Genomic DNA, 21,805 nt, shown 5'->3' with positions numbered 1-21,805 from the left:
TACTTTATTTCTTAAGCCTCAATTTCTTTAACAGAAACCAAATGGCTAACTTGATTAATCATCCCGCGAATAGCTGCATTGTCGGGTTGAACTACTTTATGGTTGATTTTACGCAAGCCGAGCGTTTTAACAGTCGTTCTCTGATTACCAGGACGGCCGATCAACGAACGAACGAGGGTAATTTCTAATTTCGCCATGATATTCCCTCCTTAGCCCAGCAGCTCTTCGATGGATTTGCCGCGCAATTTTGCAACTTCTTCAGCGCGTTTCAAACGGGACAAACCTTCCAAAGTCGCATTGACCATATTCATGGAATTCGAAGAACCCAAAGATTTTGTCAAGATATCACCTACACCAGCAAGTTCCAGTACAGCACGAACCGGACCGCCAGCGATAACTCCAGTACCTTCCGATGCCGGTTTCAACAGAACCCGGCCAGCACCGAACTTACCTGTAACAAGGTGAGGAATTGTTGTTCCTACGAGTGGAACGTGAACCAGGTTTTTCTTAGCATCTTCAATACCTTTGCGAATTGCATCAGGTACTTCGCCAGCTTTACCGATTCCAGCGCCTACCCAGCCGTTGCCGTCGCCCACTACTACCAGAGCACTGAAGCTGAAACGGCGTCCGCCTTTGACAACTTTAGCTACACGATTAATATTTACTACTCTTTCAGTCAGTTCCAAAGTATTCGGATCTACACGCAAGTCGTTAACCTCCTTTTGAGAAATGTCTTAGAATTCAAGGCCTGCTTCGCGAGCTGCATCAGCCAAAGCTTGAATCCGTCCATGATACAAGTATCCACCACGGTCAAATACGATGTTAGCATGACCTTTTTCTTTCGCACGTTTAGCAACGAGTTCGCCAACCTTACGAGCTGCTTCAACACTACCGCCGTTTTTGATTTCGCTGCTCAGTTCTTTATCCATAGTGGATGCAGATACCAATGTTACACCAGCTACATCATCAATCAGTTGTGCGTAGATATGCTTGGAAGAGCGGAATACGTTCAAACGAGGACGTACAGCCGTACCTTCGATTTTCTTACGTACACGCAGATGTCTTCTAACACGTGCTTTATTTTTATCTTGTTTTGTAATCATCTCAAGTTTTCACTCCCTTCAGTTTGCCTTTTAAATCTTTATACTAAGACGCACTGGGTAAAAAAGAAGTACGAAGTCTTTCCAGCAGAAAGACCGCACAAAGTCGGTAAGAAACTTATTTCTTCTTACCGGCTTTACCTTCTTTACGGATGATGCGCTCGCCTTCGTATTTAATCCCTTTACCTTTGTACGGTTCAGGTTCACGAACGGAACGAATTTTAGCAGCATAGGCACCTACACGCTCTTTATCAATTCCGCGAACGATGATTTTAGTGTTCGAAGGAACTTCGAATTCGATGCCCGCTTCCGGTGTGATTTCAACCGGATGAGAATATCCAACGTTCAGAACGATTTTATCTCCGGATTTGCTTGCACGATATCCGACCCCAACCAGCTCCAGAGATTTAGAAAATCCTTCAGTTACACCACTTACCATGTTGCTGACAACGCTGCGGGTTGTTCCATGCAAAGAGCGGTGAAGTTTGTTGTCCGAAGGACGAACTACATTAATTTCATTGTTTTCCACAGTAACGGACATGTCTTTATGAAGCTCACGAGTCAATGTTCCTTTAGGACCTTTAACTGTGATCGCTGTGTTGTTCAAAGTCACGTCAACACCACTTGGTACTGTGATTGGTTTACGACCAATACGGGACATATCTGTTGCACCTCCTATCTTTTAAACGTTATCTTACCAAACGTAGCAAACAACTTCTCCGCCGGCTTTAGACTGACGTGCTTCTTTGTCGGTCATGATACCTTTGGATGTTGAAATGATTGCGATCCCGAGTCCACCCAGTACGCGTGGAATCTCATTGCTCTTCGTGTAAACGCGAAGACCTGGTTTACTGATTCTTTTCAAACCTGTGATAACACGCTCGTTGTTCGCACCGTATTTCAAGAAAATACGGATGATCCCTTGTTTGCTATCTTCAACAAATTCCGCATCACGAATGAATCCTTCACGTTTCAGGATGTCGGCGATTTGTTTTTTCATTGTAGATGCAGGCATTTCTACTGTTTCGTGACGAACTGTGTTCGCGTTACGAATACGAGTAAGCATATCTGCAATTGGATCAGACATAGTCATTGTGTATAAACCTCCTTCCCAAACAGGACTTTTTACCAGCTTGCTTTTTTCACGCCAGGAATCTGGCCTTTATAAGCTAATTCACGGAAGCAAATTCTGCAGATCTTAAACTTTTGCAGTACCGAATGTGGACGACCACAACGCTCGCAACGAGTGTAAGCACGAACTTTAAACTTTGGTGCGCGTTGTTGTTTGACTTTCATCGAAGTTTTTGCCACTTAGCCTGACACCTCCTAAATAGTTTCGGAGAACAGGGTGTCTTTAAAATCAGACGCCCGAAACGTTATGCCAACATTATTTTGCGAAAGGCATGCCCAGCTGAGTCAGAAGCTCACGGGACTCTTCGTCAGTTTTGGCAGTCGTTACGATAACGATGTCCATACCACGAACTTTATCAACTTGATCATACTCGATTTCCGGGAAGATCAACTGTTCTTTCAGACCAAGCGTGTAGTTACCACGTCCGTCGAAAGCTTTTGTCGATACACCATGGAAGTCACGTACGCGAGGAAGAGTAATGTTGAACAATTTGTCCAAGAAATAATACATACGCTCGCCACGAAGTGTTACCTTTACACCGATTGGCATGTTTTCACGCAATTTAAAACCTGCGATAGATTTTTTCGCGCGAGTGATTACTGGCTTTTGACCAGCGATCAGCTGCATGTCGTTGAGAGCTGAATCAAGCACTTTGGAGTTTTGGACTGCGTCGCCAACACCCATGTTGATTACAACTTTCTCGATTTTAGGCACTTGCATCACTGTTGTATAGTTGAACTTCTGCATCAAAGCAGGAGTGATTTCTTTCAAGAAACGTTCTTTCATTCTTGTTGTAGCCATGAATCATATACCTCCTTTCTTTAAAAAATAATTAGTCGATCACTTCGCCAGAACGTTTTGCAATGCGCACTTTTTTTCCGTTGTCCAAAACTTTGTAACCAACACGGGTTACTTTTCCGCTCTTCGGATCAATGTGCATAACGTTGGAAACGTGAATCGGAGCTTCTTTCTCGATGATGCCGCCTTGTGGATTCAGCTGATTAGGCTTTTGGTGTTTTTTAATCATGTTAACACCTTCCACAAGCACACGGTTTTGACGAGGGTAAGCAGCGATAACGCGACCTTTTTTACCTTTATCTTTACCTGTAATCACCAGAACAGTGTCGTCTTTTTTGACGTGCAGCTTGTTGTTATGGGATTCCAGAACTTTTTTCACTTTTGGCATTTCGTACACCTCCTACGGGCACATTTTAAGGTGAGTTTAGATCACTTCCGGAGCCAAGGAAACGATTTTCATGAAGTCCTTGTCACGAAGTTCGCGAGCAACTGGTCCGAAAATACGAGTACCACGTGGGCTCTTGTCTTCTTTAACGACCACTGCTGCGTTCTCGTCAAATCCGATGTAGGAACCGTCTTTACGGCGGATAGAACGTTTAGTACGAACAACAACCGCTCTTACTACATCACCCTTTTTGACAACGCCGCCTGGTGTTGCTTGTTTTACGGAACAAACGATCAGGTCACCAATTTGAGCTGTACGACGTCCCGTACCACCGAGCACACGGATACACATCAGTTCCTTCGCGCCGGAATTGTCAGCTACAGTCAAACGTGTAAATGGTTGAATCATTTATTTATCCTCCTTTCGGAAAAACTACACTACATTAGATTATAACAGCTTTTTCAACGATTTCGACCAGTCTCCAGTTTTTGTCTTTGGACAAAGGGCGAGTTTCCATGATTTTAACAGTATCACCGATTTGTGCAGTGTTGTTTTCATCATGAGCTTTGAATTTCTTAGTTACTTTAATGCGTTTATGGTAGAGATCATGTTTTTTGTAAGTTTCTACAGCAATCACAATCGTTTTATCCATTTTGTCGCTGACTACTTTACCGACTAATACTTTACGGGCATTACGTTCGCTCATTGTTGGCCTCCTTCCTAATTACAGGCGGATTTTCCACCCGGTCTGATATCTTAGCTAATCCCAAGTTCTCTTTCACGGATCACAGTTTTAGCACGAGCAATTTCCTTACGCACAGCGCCGATCCGAGTCGGGTTATCAAGCTGACCGGTAGCGAGTTGAAAACGAAGGTTAAAAAGTTCTTCTTTAAAACCGGAGATCTTTTGTTCGATTTCAGCAGTGGTTAGGTTGCGGAATTCACTAGCCTTCATTTGCTTCACCACCCAATTCTTCACGTTTCACAAACTTAGTTTTGATTGGCAGTTTGTGAGCGGCAAGACGCATTGCTTCACGAGCAATCTCTTCCGGAACACCAGCAAGTTCAAACATAATCTTGCCTGGTTTCACTACTGCAACCCATTTTTCTACGTTACCTTTACCACTACCCATACGAACCTCAAGAGGCTTCTGAGTAATTGGTTTATCAGGGAAAATTTTAATCCAAACCTTACCACCACGTTTGATGTAACGAGTCATCGCAATACGAGCAGCTTCGATTTGACGGTTAGTAATCCATGCAGGTTCAGTAGCTTGCAAACCGTACTCACCAAAGTTCAGTGTAGTACCGCCTTTTGCACGACCCTTCATATGACCACGTTGTTGTTTACGATGTTTTACGCGTTTTGGTACCAACATGATTAGTTGCCTCCTTCCTGAGGAGCTTGTTTCTTAGCTGGAGGAAGAACCTCTCCACGATAGATCCATACTTTTACGCCAAGACGGCCGTAAGTAGTATGAGCTTCCGCTGTACCATAGTCAATGTCGGCACGAAGCGTATGCAGTGGAACAGTTCCTTCGCTGTACCCTTCGGAACGAGCGATTTCGGCACCGCCAAGACGTCCGCCTACTTGAGTTTTAATTCCTTTTGCTCCGGAACGCATAGTTCTTTGAATCGCTTGTTTCAAAGCACGACGGAAAGAAACACGACGTTCCAATTGTTGTGCAATGCTTTCAGCAACCAAGATTGCGTCCAGTTCAGGATTTTTAATTTCAGAAATATTGATGTGCACCTTTTTACCGCCTGCGATTTTAGTAATTTCATTACGCAGATTTTCAACTTCGGAACCACCCTTACCGATAACCATGCCTGGTTTCGCAGTGTGAATCGTTACATTGACACGGTTAGCTGCTCTCTCGATTTCAACACGGGATACAGCGGAGTCTTTCAATCTTTTTTTCAGATGTTCACGAATTCTAACGTCTTCCAGCAAAAGATCACCGAAATCTTTGCCTGCATACCATTTGGATTCCCAATCACGGATAATACCGATTCGGAGTCCGACGGGATTTACCTTTTGGCCCACACGTTTTCCCTCCTTATTTTTCAGATACCACCAGAGTAATATGACTGGTGCGTTTGTTAATACGGCTTGCACGACCCATTGCACGCGGGCGGAATCGTTTCATTGTAGGACCTTGGTTTACAAAAACCTGAGATACTACCAATTTATTTACGTCCAAAGAGTAGTTGTGATCTGCATTTGCAATCGCAGAATTCAACAATTTCTCAACGACTGGAGAAGCGGACTTTGGAGTGTGACGAAGAATTGCAATCGCCTCACCAACCTGCTTACCGCGAATCAAATCGATAACAAGTTTCACTTTGCGAGCAGAAATCCGTACGGATTTAGCATGTGCTTTTGCTTCCATTGAGTTTACCTCCTCTCAAACACTACGCTGTGTTGATTATCTTCTTGTTTTCTTATCGTCATCCGTATGGCCTTTGTACGTACGTGTTGGAGCAAATTCGCCCAATTTGTGTCCGACCATATCTTCCGTTACGTATACTGGCACGTGTTTACGGCCATCGTATACACCAAACGTATGTCCGATAAATTGCGGGAAAATCGTAGAGCGACGGGACCAAGTTTTGATTACCACTTTTTTCTCCGACTCGTTCAAAACCTCTACTTTTTTCAACAGGTAACCATCAATGAATGGTCCTTTTTTGAGACTGCGACCCATTTATGAATCCTCCCTTCGTTAAAACGTAGTCGTTCCTTAATATGTTAACGTGCGACTTATGCGCACGTTTTATTACTTAGTACGACGACGAACGATGTACTTATCAGATGCTTTACCTTTTTTACGTGTCTTGTAACCAAGGGTTGGTTTACCCCATGGAGACATTGGAGATTTACGTCCGATTGGAGCGCGACCTTCACCACCACCGTGTGGGTGATCGTTAGGGTTCATTACAACACCGCGAACTTCAGGACGTTGTCCCAACCAGCGACTACGACCAGCTTTACCGATTTTCACCAGTTCATGGTCTTCGTTACCTACAGAACCGATTGTCGCGCGGCAAACTTTCAGAATGCGGCGAACTTCACCAGAAGTCAAACGAATTGTAACATACTTTTCTTCTTTACCAAGAAGTTGGGCTTCCGTACCAGCGGCACGAACGAGTTGGCCACCTTTACCCGGTTTCAATTCGATGTTGTGGATAACCGTACCTACTGGAATGTTTTCCAATGGCAAAGAGTTACCGATTTTAATATCGGAACCTGCACCGGATACCACTTCGTCTCCTACTTTCAGACCTTTAGGAGCGATGATGTAACGTTTTTCACCATCCACATAGTGGATAAGTGCGATGTTGGACGTACGGTTTGGATCATATTCGATCGTAGCAACGCGGCCCGGTATTCCATCTTTGTTACGTTTGAAGTCAATAATACGGTACTTACGTTTGTGTCCGCCGCCATGATGACGAACCGTAATTTTACCTTGGTTATTGCGTCCAGCTTGCTTGCTCAGAGGTGCCAGCAACGATTTCTCGGGCTGATTAGTTGTAATCTCCTCGAAAGTAGATACAGACATAGCACGTCTGGCCGGGGACGTTGGTTTATACTTTTTAATTGGCACTGAGTTTCCCTCCTTACTTTACAGTTTCAATTATACCGTTTCAAAAAACTCAAGCGGCTTACTGTCTTTGCTCAGCGTTACGAACGCTTTCTTCCACTCGCTCGTATAGCCGGAATGACGTCCGTAGCGTTTTGGTTTTGCAGGAACACGAAGCGTGTTTACGTTACTTACTTTCACGTTAAAAATGGCTTCGATTGCTTTTTTAACTTCGACTTTGTTAGAACGAATGTCAACCTCGAAAACGTATTTCAAGTCATTCATCATACCAGCCGTACGTTCGGTGATAACCGGACGTTTGATAATATCACGAGGATCCTTCATTACGCGAGCACCTCCTCTACCTTCTGAACTGCTTCCTTCGTAATGATCAGTTTGTCGTGTCCGAGCACATCAAGAACATTAATGCCATCTGCGGCTACAAACTTCACACCAGGAATATTACGAGCGGACAGTGCTACATTATCATCATAGCTAGGAGCTACGATCAATGCTTTACGATCAGCTTTAAGGTTATTCAAAATGGCTGCGAATTCTTTCGTTTTAGGTCCGTTCAGTGTAAGAGCGTCCAATACGATAATTTCATTCTCAATCACTTTGGATGACAACGCCGATTTGATCGCCAGACGACGAACTTTCTTAGGCAATTTGTATGCATAGCTGCGTGGAGTCGGTCCAAATACAGTACCGCCACCAACCCATTGCGGTGCACGGATCGAACCTTGACGAGCGCGGCCAGTACCTTTTTGTTTCCAAGGTTTACGTCCGCCACCACGTACTTCAGAACGTCCTTTTACTTTGTGAGTACCTTGACGCAGGGAAGCCAATTGCATAACAACAGCGTCATGAAGAACGTGCTTATTCGGCTCGATACCGAACACTGCGTCGTTCAATTCAATTTCACCAACTTGGCTGCCGCTAATATTAAATAGTGCTACTTTTGGCATTTCGTGTTCCTCCTTTCTTCAGTTGTTTATTTTTTCACCGTTTCTAATACTTTAACGAAGCTATTTTTAGGTCCTGGAATGGAACCTTTCACGAGCAACACATTACGTTCTGTATCGATCTTAACAACTTCAAGACGTTGGATAGTTACCGTTTCATGCCCCATGTGTCCTGGCAGGTGTTTACCTTTAGGAACGCGGTTAGCTTGAATGGAACCCATAGAACCTGGACCTCTGTGGTAACGCGAGCCGTGTGCCATTGGTCCGCGGCTTTGTCCCCAACGTTTGATAACGCCGGCAAAACCTTTACCTTTAGAAATACCTGTTACGTCAACGAACTCGCCTTCTGTGAAGACATCAGCCTTCAGTTCTTGGCCAACCTCGTACGCAGCAAGGTCGATGCCACGAAGTTCACGAACGTAGCGCTTAGGTGCAGTATTTGCTTTTTTCGCATGTCCTGCTTCAGGTTTGTTGGATCTTTTTTCTTTTTTATCAGAGAAACCGAGTTGGATAGCTTCGTATCCATCGTTTTCCAGATCTTTCTTTTGCAGAACAACACAAGGACCTGCTTCGATAACCGTAACAGCAAGTACGTTACCTTCAGGGGTAAACACTTGAGTCATTCCGAGTTTTTTTCCTAAGATACCTTTCATGTTGACACCTCATTTCTTTTCCTAATTACATATTACAATTTAATTTCGATATCTACACCGGACGGCAGGTCCAAGCGCATCAAGGCATCCACAGTTTGTGGAGTCGGGTTAACAATGTCGATCAAACGCTTGTGTGTGCGCATTTCGAACTGCTCCCGGGAATCCTTGTACTTGTGTACCGCACGGAGAATAGTAATGATTTGTTTTTCAGTTGGCAGCGGAATTGGCCCGGATACACCTGCGCCCGAACGTTTTGCTGTTTCAACAATTTTCTCAGCGGATTGATCAAGAATTCTATGATCGTAAGCTTTCAAACGGATACGAATTTTTTGCTTTGCCATTTTAGTCCCTCCTTCTATCGCCCAATTTGGTATCGGACATACTCCGTGAAAATTTTCCGACAGCCCTCCCATGGCAAAGGGGCCGGGTGTGTCAGTAACCTCTCACATCATCGCACAGTCACAAACAACATTAGTTATTATATCGAATAGTTCTGCCTATTGCAAGCAAAAACGAAAAAACAATGCATCTTATTTTCAAAAGATACAATTGTGCTCGCAGCTCGCGATTTTTTCAAGAGAAAAGCCCCCGCACCAGGGCAGGGGCTCGTTAAGCTTCGTTCCAATACAACGTTACTCGTTCCAGTACACTGTTGCTCTATTTAAAGGCAAAAGCCTTCTTATTTGGAGATTGTTGCTACGGCACCAGCGCCAACTGTACGTCCGCCTTCACGAATAGAGAACTTAGTTCCTTCTTCGATAGCGATCGGGTTGATCAGTTGAACAGTAACCGTGATGTTATCACCAGGCATTACCATTTCGGAACCTTCTGGCAAAGTAATGATTCCAGTTACGTCAGTTGTACGGAAGTAGAACTGTGGACGGTAACCAGTGAAGAAAGGTTTGTGACGTCCGCCTTCTTCTTTAGTCAAAACGTAGATTTGAGCAGAAAATTCTGTATGTGGGTTAACAGAACCTGGTTTAGCCAATACTTGGCCGCGCTCGATTTGTGCACGATCTACACCACGAAGCAGTGCGCCGATGTTGTCACCAGCTTGAGCGGAATCAAGCAATTTACGGAACATTTCTACGCCTGTTACTACGGATTTACGGGATTCTTCTTGAATACCGATGATTTCGATTTCGTCGCCCACTTTAACTGTACCACGCTCTACACGGCCTGTAGCAACTGTACCACGACCAGTGATGGAGAATACGTCCTCGACAGGCATAAGGAAAGGCTTGTCAGTGTCGCGTTCTGGAGTTGGGATGTAAGTGTCGATTGTTTCGAACATTTCAACGATTTTCTTAGCCCAGTCGCCATCTGGGTTTTGCAGTGCTTCACGAGCGGAACCACGAGTGATTGGAGTGTCGTCGCCTGGGAAGTCATACTCGCTCAGCAAGTCGCGAACTTCCATTTCAACCAATTCCAGCAACTCTTCGTCTTCAACCATGTCGCATTTGTTCAAGAATACAACGATATAAGGAACACCAACTTGGCGGGACAACAGGATGTGCTCGCGAGTTTGCGGCATTGGGCCGTCAGCTGCGGATACAACCAGAATCGCTCCGTCCATTTGTGCAGCGCCAGTGATCATGTTTTTAACATAGTCGGCGTGACCTGGGCAGTCAACGTGTGCATAGTGACGGTTAGGTGTTTCATACTCCACGTGTGCAGTGGAGATTGTGATACCGCGTTCGCGCTCTTCTGGAGCTTTATCGATTTGATCGAATGCTACAGCAGCACCACCGTAAGTTTTGGACAATACAGTTGTGATTGCAGCAGTCAAAGTAGTTTTACCATGATCGACGTGACCAATAGTACCGATATTAACGTGCGGTTTGTTACGCTCAAACTTAGCCTTTGCCATTTGAACAATTCCTCCTCAATAACTTGTATTATTTTAGGCTGCCGGATGCCCTTTTGGTAAAACCCAGAGCATACCGGTCAGCTGATACATTGTATTACTCGCCGCCTTTGGTTTTGGCAACGATCTCTTCAGCAATGCTCTTCGGAACTTCTTCATAATGAGAAAGTTCCATGGAGAACACACCGCGTCCTTGTGTACCGGAGCGAAGTGTAGTCGAGTATCCGAACATTTCGGACAAAGGCACCTTCGCACGAATGATTTGAGCTCCACTGCGGGAATCCATACCTTCAATCCGACCACGACGGGAGTTCAACATACCCATTACGTCACCCATATATTCCTCAGGAACCGTTACTTCAACTTTCATAATCGGCTCGAGCAATACTGGTTTACATTTGTCTTTCGCTGCTTTCAGCGCCATTGATCCGGCAATTTTAAATGCCATTTCATTGGAATCGACATCATGGTATGATCCGTCCACGATTGTAGCTTTAACGTCCACAAGCGGGAAGCCTGCGATAACGCCGTTTTTCATTTGTTCCTCAATACCAGCAAGAGCAGGAGCGATGTACTCTCTAGGAACAGAGCCGCCGACTACCTTACTTTCGAATTGACTACCAGTACCTGGCTCAAGCGGTTCGAACTCAACCCATACGTGACCATATTGACCACGACCACCGGACTGACGAACGAATTTACCTTCGACACGTGCTGGAGCACGGAACGTTTCACGGTAAGCAACCTGTGGTTTACCCACATTTGTTTCTACCTTGAACTCACGACGCATACGGTCAATGATGATGTCCAAGTGAAGCTCACCCATACCCGCCAAGATGGTTTGACCTGTTTCTTCGTTAGTATGAGCGCGAAGAGTCGGATCCTCTTCAGTCAACTTACCGAGAGCTACAGACATTTTATCTTGGTCAGCTTTGGTTTTAGGCTCAACCGCGATTTCGATAACCGGATCAGGGAAGTTCATGGACTCGAGAATAACAGGACTCTTCTCATCACACAGTGTATCACCTGTACCTGTATCTTTCAAACCTACGGCAGCCGCAATATCACCAGAGTAAACTACAGTGATTTCTTGACGACTGTTCGCATGCATTTGAAGAATACGTCCGATACGTTCGCGTTTACCTTTTGTTGCATTCAATACGTAAGAACCGGATTGAAGAACACCGGAGTATACGCGGAAGAATGTCAACTTACCAACGTAAGGATCCGTCATGATTTTGAATGCCAATGCGGAGAATGGCTCTTCATCGGAAGAGTGACGTTCAACTTCCGTACCGTCTTCCAAATGCCCTTGAATACTTGGCACATCAATAGGAGCCGGCAGATAGTCGAGAACAGCATCCAACATCAGCTGAACACCTTTATTGCGGTAAGAAGATCCACAGATAACTGGGAAGATTTTAACTTCTACAACACCTTTACGGAGAGCGGCTTTAATTTCGGCAACCGAAATTTCTTCGCCTTCCAGGTATTTCATTGTCAATTCTTCGTCCAGTTCAGCAACCTTCTCGATCAATTCATTACGAAGTTCTTCAACTTGATCTTTGAATTCCGCAGGAACTTCTACTTCTTCGATATCTTGACCAAGATCATCTTTGTACATATGAGCTTTTTGTTCAACGATATCGATAATACCAGTAAAATCATTTTCTGCGCCGATTGGCAATTGAATCGCAACTGCGTTCGCTTGAAGGCGATCACGCATGTCAGAGACAACATTCAGGAAGTCGGCACCAATGATATCCATTTTGTTTACATATGCGATCCGTGGAACGCCGTAGCGATCAGCCTGTCTCCATACGGTTTCGGACTGAGGCTCAACGCCTTCTTTCGCACTGAAAACACCAACTGCTCCGTCCAATACACGAAGGGAACGTTCAACTTCAACAGTGAAGTCAACGTGCCCCGGGGTGTCGATGATATTGACGCGATGACCTTTCCAGGCAGCGGTCGTCGCAGCGGAAGTAATCGTGATTCCGCGCTCTTGTTCTTGTTCCATCCAGTCCATTGTCGCAGCGCCTTCGTGAACTTCACCGATTTTGTGCGTACGGCCTGTGTAGAACAAGATCCGCTCTGTTGTTGTGGTTTTACCCGCGTCAATATGAGCCATGATCCCGATATTACGTGTATTTTTCAAGGAGAACTCTCTTGCCATGAAATGGGTCTCCCTTCAAAATTGAAGTTATTTTTTTGAGCTGAATCCTACCAACGATAGTGAGCAAACGCTTTGTTCGCTTCAGCCATTTTGTGCGTGTCTTCACGTTTTTTCACGGAAGCGCCTGTGTTGTTGGAAGCATCGATAATTTCAGCCGCCAAACGCTCTTCCATGGTTTTCTCACCGCGGTTGCGGGAGTAGTTTACGAGCCAACGTAATCCCAGGGACGTACGTCTTTCTGGTTTTACCTCGATTGGTACTTGGTAGTTGGCACCGCCGACACGGCGTGCTTTAACTTCCAGGACTGGCATGATATTCTTGATAGCTGCTTCAAAAACTTCCATCGGGTCATTCCCCGTACGTTCTTGGATAAGCTTGAACGCATTGTACAGAATGCTTTGAGCAACGCCTCGTTTTCCGTCGAGCATGATGCGATTGATCAAGCGGGTAACCAACTTGCTGTTGTATACCGGATCTGGCAACACGTCTCTTTTGGTAACTGGACCTTTGCGTGGCATGGATATCCCCCTTTCTTACATGTTAAACCGACATACGCGGTTTATATTCATTAGGATTTTTTAGCTTTAGGGCGTTTTGCGCCGTATTTGGAACGAGCTTGCATGCGGTTGTTTACGCCTGCAGTATCCAAAGCACCGCGAACGATATGGTAACGCACACCCGGAAGGTCTTTTACACGACCGCCGCGAATCAGCACTACGCTGTGTTCTTGAAGGTTATGTCCAATACCTGGAATGTAAGCAGTCACCTCTACACGGTTCGTCAAGCGAACACGAGCATATTTACGAAGTGCGGAGTTTGGTTTTTTCGGAGTCATAGTACCTACACGAGTGCACACTCCGCGTTTTTGCGGGGCACTGATGTCGGTAGCTTCACGTTTCAAGGCATTAAAACCTTTTTGCAAAGCCGGTGATTTCGATTTCTCGATTTTGGCTTGACGTCCTTTACGAACCAGTTGGTTAATAGTTGGCATGTTGGTTGCCACCCCCTTCCTCAATTTTTGCTGTTACTTTACAAACCTTATCTAAGCCCACAGACCCAGGCGGTTCATAAAAGAACAAATGAAAAGTCTTTGCCGCCAAGAATAACGATTCCTTAGACAAAAACGTTCCTTACCCTATTGTTTTACGATAGCAGCCATTGCGGCTCCCACTTCAATCCCACATGCAGCTCCGAGATTTTTCATTGTGTCTACGAGAGTCACTTTGACTCCTTGCTTGTTGCACAAAGCAATGATGTTGGAAGTGAGACGCTGATCTGCGTCTTCTGCCACATATACTTCTGAGGCAAAGCCCAATTCTACCATACGAATGGTTTGTTTGGTACCGATTTTGACATGAGCATCTTGCAGTCCCTGTTCTTTAGACATATCTCATTCCTCCGAAAAGACCCAATAGCATATAGGCTGCTCACGCACCTTTGCTATATTAGCATTGACTATAAGTAATGTCAAGACAAATATAAACCATAATTCATTTAAACAGAATAACACGATTCATTTTTGAAAAAAGCACCGGAGCACCGTCTACTGCAGCTTTTATACAAAGCTTATGTCAGCGGTGTTCCGGTAATCATACTATTTTTGTATTACTCTGCCGAAATTGGTTCGAGCTCCTCAGATGGAGACTGCCCCTCTTCCGGCTGGGCAAATTTCACGCTACGGTAACGGTTCATGCCTGTTCCCGCAGGAATCAATTTACCAATAATTACGTTCTCTTTCAGTCCAAGCAGCTGATCAACCTTGCCTTTAATAGCTGCATCAGTCAGGACACGAGTAGTTTCCTGGAAGGATGCTGCTGACAAGAAGGAGTCAGTTTCCAGAGATGCCTTGGTAATACCGAGCAGTACTGGCTTAGCTACCGCTGGTTCTTGGCCGCTGAGAATCGCTATCTTGTTCGCATTTTCATACTCATGGACATCAACAAAGGAGCCTGGAAGTAAGATTGTGTCGCCCGCATCAATGATACGGATTTTACGCAACATTTGACGAATCATAACTTCTACGTGCTTGTCGTTGATTTCTACGCCCTGGTTCCGGTATACGCGTTGAACTTCCTGAAGGATATAGTTCTGTACCCCGCGAATACCTTTAATACGCAGCATTTCTTTAGGATCAATTGAACCATCCGTCAGTTCGTCCCCAGCTTCAACAGTCATACCTTCGCTTACGCGCAGGCGGGAACCATACGTTACTGAGTATGTTTTCGTTTCAGCTTCACCCTGAATGTCGATCTCACGGCGGTCTTTACCTTCACGAACTTCTTTAACTGTACCGTCAATTTCACTAATCGTTGCCTGACCTTTAGGATTACGCGCTTCAAAAAGCTCCTGGATACGAGGCAAACCTTGTGTAATATCGTCACCCGCTACGCCGCCTGTGTGGAACGTACGCATAGTAAGCTGTGTTCCCGGCTCACCGATGGATTGTGCAGCGATGATACCAACTGCTTCACCAATCTCAACGTGTTTACCAGTCGCCAGATTGCGACCGTAACATTTCTTGCAGACGCCATGTTTAGCACGGCAACTTAATACAGAACGTATTTGAACTTTGTGTACGCCAGCTTTAACAATCGCTTCAGCTTTGTCGGAGTCAATCAATTCGTTACGTCTAGCCAAAATCTCGCCAGTCTCAGGATGACGTACCGTTTCAAAGCAATAGCGACCTTCCAGACGGTCATAGAGATCTTCAATTACTTCTTTACCATCCTGGATACGACTTACTGTGAAGCCTTTATCCGTTCCGCAGTCTTCTTCACGCACGATAACATCCTGTGCGACATCTACGAGACGACGAGTCAGGTAACCCGAGTCAGCCGTACGAAGGGCAGTATCCGCCAAACCTTTACGCGCTCCGTGAGTGGAGATGAAGTACTCGAGTACTGTCAGACCTTCACGGAAGTTTGATTTGATTGGGAGTTCGATAATACGTCCGGATGGATTCGCCATCAGACCACGCATACCGCCGAGCTGAGTAATCTGTGATTTGTTACCCCGCGCTTTGGAGTCCACCATCATCATGATGGAGTTGTAGCGATCCATGGACTTCATCAATACTTCAGTAATATCATCTTTCGCTTTAGACCAAATATCGATAATCCGGTCATAGCGTTCTTCATTCGTAATCAGACCACGACGGTACTGATTCGTTACAACTTGCGCTTTGTCTTCGGATCCCTTAAGAATCTCTTGTTTTTCCACCGGCACGATTACGTCCGATACAGCAACCGTTACCCCTGCACGAGTGGAATACGTAAAGCCAAGCTGCTTGATTTTATCCAGAATTACAGCTGTTTCTGTTGTATGGTAAGTCTCAAAACAACGGGCAATGATATTACCAAGGTAATCCTTGCCTACCCCGCTAGCTTGCGGAGCGTTTTGAATGGCTTCTGTAAGATTTACACCCTTCTCGTAAACAAAGAACTCCTCCGCAGTACCATAAAGCAGGTTCGCACGGGTAGCATCATTGATGTACGGGAAGCTTGCCGGGAAAATTTCATTAAAGATAATTTTACCAACCGTTGTGATCAACATCGCTTCCTGTTGTTTTTCCGTAAAGCTCGTTTTATTCAAAGCTTTAACCGGAATAGCTACACGAGCATGAAGTCCAGCTGTACCACGTTGGTAAGCCGATATAGCTTCATTCATGTTGCGAAGGATCATATTACTTCCTTCTTCTTCTTTGTTATCCATAGTCAGATAGAAAGAACCAAGAACCATATCCTGGGAAGGTGTAACAACTGGCTTGCCGTCTTTCGGATTCAAAATGTTGCCGGATGCTAGCATAAGCAAACGAGCTTCAGCTTGGGCTTCCGCAGACAACGGAACGTGAACAGCCATTTGGTCACCGTCAAAGTCGGCATTATATGCAGTACATACGAGCGGATGCAGACGAATCGCACGACCTTCAACCAAAATCGGTTCGAACGCCTGGATACCGAGTCTATGCAACGTAGGGGCACGGTTCAGAAGAACCGGATGCTCCTTGATTACTTCTTCCAGCACATCCCATACTTCTGCACTCACACGCTCTACTTTACGTTTCGCGCTCTTGATATTGTGCGCCAAACCTTTGTTCACCAGTTCTTTCATAACAAAAGGTTTGAACAGTTCCAACGCCATTTCTTTTGGCAAACCGCATTGATACATTTTCAAGTACGGACCTACAACGATAACGGAACGACCAGAGTAGTCAACACGTTTTCCGAGCAAGTTTTGACGGAAACGTCCTTGTTTACCTTTCAGCATGTGGCTGAGGGATTTCAAAGGACGGTTACCTGGACCTGTAACAGGACGACCACGACGACCATTATCAATCAAAGCGTCAACAGCTTCCTGCAACATCCGTTTTTCATTTTGTACGATAATATCTGGCGCACCTAGATCTAACAGACGTTTCAGACGGTTATTACGGTTAATAACACGACGATACAAGTCGTTAAGGTCAGAGGTAGCGAAACGACCACCATCCAACTGTACCATTGGACGAAGCTCAGGAGGAATAACAGGAAGTACGTCCATGATCATCCAATCCGGTTGGTTGCCTGAGTTACGGAAGGCCTCAATAACTTCAAGGCGTTTGATCGCACGGTTACGACGTTGTCCTTGAGCTGTACGCAGCTCTTCTTTCAAAAATTCTAACTCTTTGTCTATATCCAAATCTTGAAGAAGCTTTTTAACCGCTTCAGCACCCATACCTGCCTGGAAGCCATAGCCGTATTTCTCACGGTAGCTACGGTATTCTTTTTCGGACAGGAGTTGTTTTTTCTCCAAAGGCGTATCTCCTGGATCGGTTACAACATAAGATGCGAAGTAAATGATCTCTTCCAGAGATCTTGGAGACATATCAAGAGCAAGACCCATACGACTTGGAATGCCTTTGAAGTACCAAATGTGCGATACAGGAGCAGCCAACTCAATATGGCCCATACGCTCACGGCGAACCTTAGCGCGAGTAACTTCTACTCCACAACGGTCACAGACAACACCTTTATAGCGTACACGTTTGTACTTACCGCAATGACATTCCCAGTCTTTCGTAGGTCCGAAAATTTTCTCGCAAAATAGTCCTTCTTTTTCCGGTTTAAGCGTACGATAGTTAATCGTCTCCGGTTTTTTGACTTCTCCGCGGGACCAAGAACGAATCTTTTCGGGGGAAGCAAGCCCGATTTTCATATATTCGAAATTGTTAACGTCCAACAAGGAGCAACCCTCCTTAACCAAATCCTGAGTTTTTAGGTTTGATACCGCCCAGCAGCACCGGGCGGTATCAAGAAACCTGATCCATCCTAGAATGGATCAAGGTATATAACAAAGCTGATATGAGTCAGTTAGCAGTCAAACTACTCTACGCCAACCTCAGAGCCTTCCAGATTCAAACTCAGCTTATCGCCGCTTGTGTCATCCTCATCATCAAGCTCTCTCATTTCGATCTCTTGTTCGTCTTCAGACAGAATCTTCACGTCCATACCCAAGCTTTGCAGCTCTTTGATCAAGACCTTAAATGATTCTGGAACACCCGGTTCAGGTACATTTTCACCTTTGACAATGGATTCGTAAGTTTTAACACGTCCAACCACATCATCGGATTTCACAGTCAAAATTTCCTGAAGCGTGTACGCCGCGCCGTAGGCTTCCAATGCCCATACTTCCATCTCCCCGAAGCGCTGTCCACCGAATTGAGCTTTACCACCCAATGGTTGCTGCGTAACGAGAGAGTAAGGACCTGTAGAACGAGCATGGATTTTATCATCGACCATGTGCGCCAGTTTGATCATGTGCATGACACCGACAGTAACTTCACGTTCAAAACGATCACCCGTACGTCCGTCATACAACACAGTCTTACCATTACGCTGCATGCCTGCCTCTTCCATTGTATCGAACACGTCATACTCCTTGGCACCATCGAATACTGGAGTTGCCACATGAATACCAAGACGCATTGCAGCCATACCCAGATGGACTTCAAGCACCTGTCCGATGTTCATCCGTGAAGGTACCCCCAGCGGGTTCAGAACGACCTGTACTGGTGTGCCATCCGGCAGGAACGGCATATCTTCTTCAGGCAAAATACGGGCAACGACACCCTTGTTGCCGTGACGTCCAGCCATTTTATCGCCTTCGGAGATTTTACGTTTTTGAGCAATATATACACGAACCAACTGATTTACACCTGGTGGCAGTTCATCGCCATTTTCACGTGTAAACACCTTTACATCTACAACAATCCCATCTGTTCCGTGAGGAACTCTCAAAGAAGTATCGCGAACCTCGCGTGCCTTCTCACCAAAGATTGCGTGTAAGAGACGTTCTTCAGCTGTCAATTCAGTCACACCTTTAGGTGTAACTTTACCAACAAGAATGTCACCTGCACCGATTTCGGCACCAATACGAATGATTCCACGCTCATCCAAGTTGCGAAGCGCCTCTTCACCGACATTTGGAATGTCACGAGTGATTTCTTCAGGTCCAAGTTTCGTGTCACGAGCCTCGGATTCGTATTCCTCAATATGGATCGAGGTGTATACATCCTCCTTGACCAGTTTCTCACTCAGCAGGATCGCATCCTCGTAGTTGTAACCTTCCCAAGTCATGAAGGCAACGACAACGTTACGTCCCAACGCCAACTCACCCATCTCTGTAGATGGACCATCCGCAAGAATATCGCCAACTTTGACAATATCTCCTCTGTTCACAATCGGACGTTGGTTAATGCAAGTTCCTTGGTTAGATCGCATGAATTTGTGTAATTTATACTTAACAATGTCGCCCTTCACTTCAGCACCATCTACAGTTTCGATACGACGCAACCAAATTTCGTTAGCCGAAGAGCGTTCGATAACTCCGTTGTATTTGGATACAATGCAAACACCAGAATCTTTTGCAGACTTGTGCTCCATTCCTGTTCCGACCAATGGAGACTTTGGAATCAAAAGTGGGACAGCCTGACGTTGCATGTTGGAACCCATCAATGCGCGGTTAGAGTCATCATTCTCCAGAAACGGAATCAGTGCTGTCGCAACTGATACGACCTGTTTAGGTGATACGTCCATGTAATCGACACGGCTACTAGCCATTGGAATAATGTTATCAGACTGTTTGTTATAACGGACAATGACGACCTCATCCTTAAAGGTGTTTTCCTCCGTCAATTCCGCGTTCGCCTGAGCTACGATGTAGTTATCTTCTTCATCAGCAGTCAGGTAATCAATCTGGTCTGTAACTTTTCCGGTTTTCGGATCTACCCAACGATAAGGAGCTTCGATAAATCCGTACTCGTTGATACGTGCAAATGTGGACAAAGAGTTGATCAAACCAATGTTTGGTCCCTCTGGTGTCTCGATAGGACACATACGGCCGTAGTGACTTGGATGGACGTCACGCACTTCCATGCCTGCGCGTTCACGCGTCAAACCGCCGGGTCCGAGTGCGGACAGACGACGTTTGTGCGTTAATTCAGCAAGCGGGTTTGTCTGATCCATAAACTGTGACAGCTGCGAGCTACCAAAAAACTCTTTAATCGAAGCAATTACTGGACGTATGTTAATCAACGCTTGTGGCGTAATTACATTAGCATCCTGAATCGACATTCTTTCACGCACCACGCGTTCCATACGGGATAAACCGATACGGAACTGGTTTTGGAGCAACTCACCTACAGAACGTAAACGACGGTTACCCAAATGGTCAATATCGTCCGTACTTCCGATACCGTGAAGCAAGTTAATAAAATAACTGATGGAGGAAATAATATCGGCAGGCGTAATATTCTTAACCGATTTATCAATATTTCCGTTAGCAATCAGTTTTACTACTTTACCGTCCTCAATTGGCGAGAATACATCAATCGTTTGAAGTGGAATATCATTGCTTTCCAGCACGCCGCTAGCAACATGATACGTGCGGTGTCCTACTGATTCCTCCAGTTGGGCCAAAATCTCGTCCAACAGGCGACGATCCACCATTTGTCCTGCTTCAGCGATAATTTCACCAGTTGTTGTATCAATCAATGTCTCAGCAAGACGTTGATTGAACAGACGGTTTTTGATGTGAAGCTTTTTATTGATTTTGTAACGGCCTACGTTGGCCAGATCATAACGTTTTGGATCAAAGAAGCGTGCAACAAGCAAGCTCTTTGCGTTATCCAGTGTAGGTGGCTCACCCGGGCGAAGACGCTCATAAATTTCAATCAGCGCTTTCTCCGTGGAATCCGTATTGTCTTTATCAAGTGTGTTGCGGATATATTCGTCATTGCCGAGCAAATCCAGAATCTCAGCATCAGTGCCAAAGCCAAGTGCACGCAGCAACACCGTAACCGGAATTTTACGGGTACGGTCAATCCGGACATAGATAATATCCTTCGCATCCATCTCCAGTTCGAGCCAAGCCCCCCGGTTAGGAATTACCGTTGCGGTGTATGTTGTTTTCGCATTCTTGTCGACTTTTGTGCTGAAATAGACGCTGGGAGAGCGAACCAACTGGCTGACAATAACCCGTTCCGCACCGTTAATAATAAACGTACCCGTTTCAGTCATCAGCGGGAAGTCTCCCATGAATACTTCCTGCTCTTTCACTTCCCCGGTCTCTTTATTAATAAGCCGGACTTTTACCCGAAGCGGTGCTGCATACGTAACGTCGCGTTCCTTTGCGTCGTCAACGGTATATTTGGGTTCTCCGAGAGAATAGTCGATAAACTCCAAAATCAGATTTCCAGTGAAATCTTGAATTGGTGAAATATCCCGAAACATTTCCCGTAATCCTTCCTCCAAAAACCAATCATAGGATTTTTGTTGGATCTCAATCAGGTTCGGAACCTCGAGTACCTCATTAATACGTGCATAACTGCGCCGAGTGCGTCGACCATATTGAACAAGATGTCCTGCCAACTTAAACTCACCCCTCATGTCTACTCACTTTAAAAATACATTGCGAACCTCTGTTTGTGACCTTATAATAAGACACATACAGAAGATTCAATCTTACAAATACAGAAAAGCCCTTACTCGAATGCATTCGAAAAAAGAGCAACGTATCTGCAGAATCCTCTTACCGGAAGATCTTCATCACTTGTAGATTTGCCCAAAATGGTTGTATTATACGTAATAGCGATAAATACTATACCT

At 45.2% G+C, this 21,805-nt stretch carries 27 protein-coding genes; all 27 read right to left on the bottom strand.

The genetic code is table 11. From position 1 onward, the window contains the following. Positions 1-11 precede the first annotated feature (11 nt). The 27 genes from rpmD to rpoB all read right to left on the bottom strand — a co-directional run bounded on the left by rpmD (position 12) and on the right by rpoB (position 21,568). Entirely contained in the window at positions 12-197 is a 186-nt protein-coding gene (rpmD, locus tag JOD82_RS26095; RefSeq protein WP_013312150.1) for a 50S ribosomal protein L30, read from the bottom strand. Positions 198-209: 12 nt separating this feature from the next. Next, positions 210-707, bottom strand: a complete 498-nt coding sequence (gene rpsE / locus JOD82_RS26090) for a 30S ribosomal protein S5 (protein WP_013312151.1) — start codon at positions 705-707, stop codon at positions 210-212. Positions 708-734: 27 nt separating this feature from the next. Beyond that, positions 735-1,103, bottom strand: a complete 369-nt coding sequence (gene rplR / locus JOD82_RS26085; protein WP_007432568.1) for a 50S ribosomal protein L18 — start codon at positions 1,101-1,103, stop codon at positions 735-737. A 115-nt stretch (positions 1,104-1,218) separates the two neighbouring features. Further along, a complete protein-coding gene (gene rplF / locus JOD82_RS26080; RefSeq protein ID WP_029514488.1) occupies positions 1,219-1,761 on the bottom strand; it encodes a 50S ribosomal protein L6 in 543 nt (180 codons plus the stop codon). Positions 1,762-1,794: 33 nt separating this feature from the next. After that, entirely contained in the window at positions 1,795-2,193 is a 399-nt protein-coding gene (rpsH, locus tag JOD82_RS26075; protein ID WP_007432570.1) for a 30S ribosomal protein S8, read from the bottom strand. Between the two features lie 32 nt (positions 2,194-2,225). After that, positions 2,226-2,411 carry a type Z 30S ribosomal protein S14 gene (locus tag JOD82_RS26070; protein ID WP_010348808.1) on the bottom strand — a complete coding sequence of 62 codons (186 nt, stop codon included), beginning with the start codon at positions 2,409-2,411 and terminating at the stop codon, positions 2,226-2,228. A 76-nt stretch (positions 2,412-2,487) separates the two neighbouring features. Beyond that, positions 2,488-3,033, bottom strand: coding sequence for a 50S ribosomal protein L5 (gene rplE / locus JOD82_RS26065; RefSeq protein ID WP_007432571.1), 546 nt, complete (start codon positions 3,031-3,033; stop codon positions 2,488-2,490). Between the two features lie 31 nt (positions 3,034-3,064). Continuing rightward, positions 3,065-3,418, bottom strand: coding sequence for a 50S ribosomal protein L24 (gene rplX, locus JOD82_RS26060; RefSeq protein WP_013312155.1), 354 nt, complete (start codon positions 3,416-3,418; stop codon positions 3,065-3,067). Positions 3,419-3,454: 36 nt separating this feature from the next. Then, positions 3,455-3,823: a 50S ribosomal protein L14 gene (gene rplN / locus JOD82_RS26055; protein ID WP_007432573.1), complete on the bottom strand. Its 369-nt coding sequence runs from the start codon at positions 3,821-3,823 to the stop codon at positions 3,455-3,457. A gap of 34 nt (positions 3,824-3,857) precedes the next feature. Beyond that, on the bottom strand, positions 3,858-4,121 hold the full coding sequence (gene rpsQ / locus JOD82_RS26050; protein ID WP_007432574.1) for a 30S ribosomal protein S17: 264 nt from the start codon (positions 4,119-4,121) through the stop codon (positions 3,858-3,860). Positions 4,122-4,171: 50 nt separating this feature from the next. After that, on the bottom strand, positions 4,172-4,369 hold the full coding sequence (gene rpmC / locus JOD82_RS26045) for a 50S ribosomal protein L29 (protein ID WP_007432575.1): 198 nt from the start codon (positions 4,367-4,369) through the stop codon (positions 4,172-4,174). Continuing rightward, positions 4,359-4,793, bottom strand: coding sequence for a 50S ribosomal protein L16 (gene rplP / locus JOD82_RS26040; RefSeq protein WP_007432576.1), 435 nt, complete (start codon positions 4,791-4,793; stop codon positions 4,359-4,361). Before rplP ends, rpmC begins: the two co-directional genes overlap by 11 nt. Before the next feature lie 2 nt (positions 4,794-4,795). Further along, a complete protein-coding gene (gene rpsC, locus JOD82_RS26035; RefSeq protein ID WP_013312156.1) occupies positions 4,796-5,461 on the bottom strand; it encodes a 30S ribosomal protein S3 in 666 nt (221 codons plus the stop codon). A 13-nt stretch (positions 5,462-5,474) separates the two neighbouring features. After that, a complete protein-coding gene (gene rplV, locus JOD82_RS26030; RefSeq protein ID WP_013312157.1) occupies positions 5,475-5,807 on the bottom strand; it encodes a 50S ribosomal protein L22 in 333 nt (110 codons plus the stop codon). Positions 5,808-5,843: 36 nt separating this feature from the next. Then, positions 5,844-6,122 carry a 30S ribosomal protein S19 gene (gene rpsS / locus JOD82_RS26025; RefSeq protein ID WP_029514489.1) on the bottom strand — a complete coding sequence of 93 codons (279 nt, stop codon included), beginning with the start codon at positions 6,120-6,122 and terminating at the stop codon, positions 5,844-5,846. A 72-nt stretch (positions 6,123-6,194) separates the two neighbouring features. Then, positions 6,195-7,025, bottom strand: a complete 831-nt coding sequence (gene rplB / locus JOD82_RS26020) for a 50S ribosomal protein L2 (protein ID WP_029514490.1) — start codon at positions 7,023-7,025, stop codon at positions 6,195-6,197. A 30-nt stretch (positions 7,026-7,055) separates the two neighbouring features. After that, positions 7,056-7,346: a 50S ribosomal protein L23 gene (rplW, locus tag JOD82_RS26015; protein ID WP_013312159.1), complete on the bottom strand. Its 291-nt coding sequence runs from the start codon at positions 7,344-7,346 to the stop codon at positions 7,056-7,058. Continuing rightward, on the bottom strand, positions 7,346-7,969 hold the full coding sequence (gene rplD / locus JOD82_RS26010; RefSeq protein ID WP_013312160.1) for a 50S ribosomal protein L4: 624 nt from the start codon (positions 7,967-7,969) through the stop codon (positions 7,346-7,348). The genes rplW and rplD overlap by 1 nt, the downstream gene beginning before the upstream one ends. A 26-nt stretch (positions 7,970-7,995) precedes the next feature. Next, a complete protein-coding gene (gene rplC / locus JOD82_RS26005; protein ID WP_013312161.1) occupies positions 7,996-8,619 on the bottom strand; it encodes a 50S ribosomal protein L3 in 624 nt (207 codons plus the stop codon). 32 nt (positions 8,620-8,651) lie between these two features. After that, a complete protein-coding gene (gene rpsJ / locus JOD82_RS26000) occupies positions 8,652-8,960 on the bottom strand; it encodes a 30S ribosomal protein S10 (RefSeq protein WP_005544556.1) in 309 nt (102 codons plus the stop codon). Positions 8,961-9,298: 338 nt separating this feature from the next. Further along, positions 9,299-10,489, bottom strand: coding sequence for an elongation factor Tu (gene tuf, locus JOD82_RS25995; RefSeq protein WP_023990558.1), 1,191 nt, complete (start codon positions 10,487-10,489; stop codon positions 9,299-9,301). Between the two features lie 94 nt (positions 10,490-10,583). Next, positions 10,584-12,662 carry an elongation factor G gene (fusA, locus tag JOD82_RS25990; RefSeq protein ID WP_029514491.1) on the bottom strand — a complete coding sequence of 693 codons (2,079 nt, stop codon included), beginning with the start codon at positions 12,660-12,662 and terminating at the stop codon, positions 10,584-10,586. Positions 12,663-12,709: 47 nt separating this feature from the next. After that, positions 12,710-13,180, bottom strand: coding sequence for a 30S ribosomal protein S7 (gene rpsG / locus JOD82_RS25985; RefSeq protein ID WP_007432586.1), 471 nt, complete (start codon positions 13,178-13,180; stop codon positions 12,710-12,712). A gap of 50 nt (positions 13,181-13,230) precedes the next feature. Then, positions 13,231-13,653: a 30S ribosomal protein S12 gene (rpsL, locus tag JOD82_RS25980; RefSeq protein WP_007432587.1), complete on the bottom strand. Its 423-nt coding sequence runs from the start codon at positions 13,651-13,653 to the stop codon at positions 13,231-13,233. Positions 13,654-13,797: 144 nt separating this feature from the next. After that, on the bottom strand, positions 13,798-14,049 hold the full coding sequence (locus JOD82_RS25975; protein ID WP_007432588.1) for a ribosomal L7Ae/L30e/S12e/Gadd45 family protein: 252 nt from the start codon (positions 14,047-14,049) through the stop codon (positions 13,798-13,800). Positions 14,050-14,267: 218 nt separating this feature from the next. Next, complete coding sequence (gene rpoC, locus JOD82_RS25970; RefSeq protein ID WP_029514492.1) at positions 14,268-17,882, bottom strand: DNA-directed RNA polymerase subunit beta'; 3,615 nt, start codon at positions 17,880-17,882, stop codon at positions 14,268-14,270. A 140-nt stretch (positions 17,883-18,022) separates the two neighbouring features. Further along, positions 18,023-21,568 carry a DNA-directed RNA polymerase subunit beta gene (rpoB, locus tag JOD82_RS25965; RefSeq protein ID WP_029514493.1) on the bottom strand — a complete coding sequence of 1,182 codons (3,546 nt, stop codon included), beginning with the start codon at positions 21,566-21,568 and terminating at the stop codon, positions 18,023-18,025. Positions 21,569-21,805 lie beyond the last annotated feature (237 nt).

Source organism: Paenibacillus sp. 1182 (assembly GCF_017833915.1).
Classification (GTDB): Bacteria; Bacillota; Bacilli; order Paenibacillales; family Paenibacillaceae; genus Paenibacillus; species Paenibacillus polymyxa_D.
Note: the sequence above shows the minus strand (reverse complement) of the source record. Positions and strands in the feature narration are given on the sequence as shown.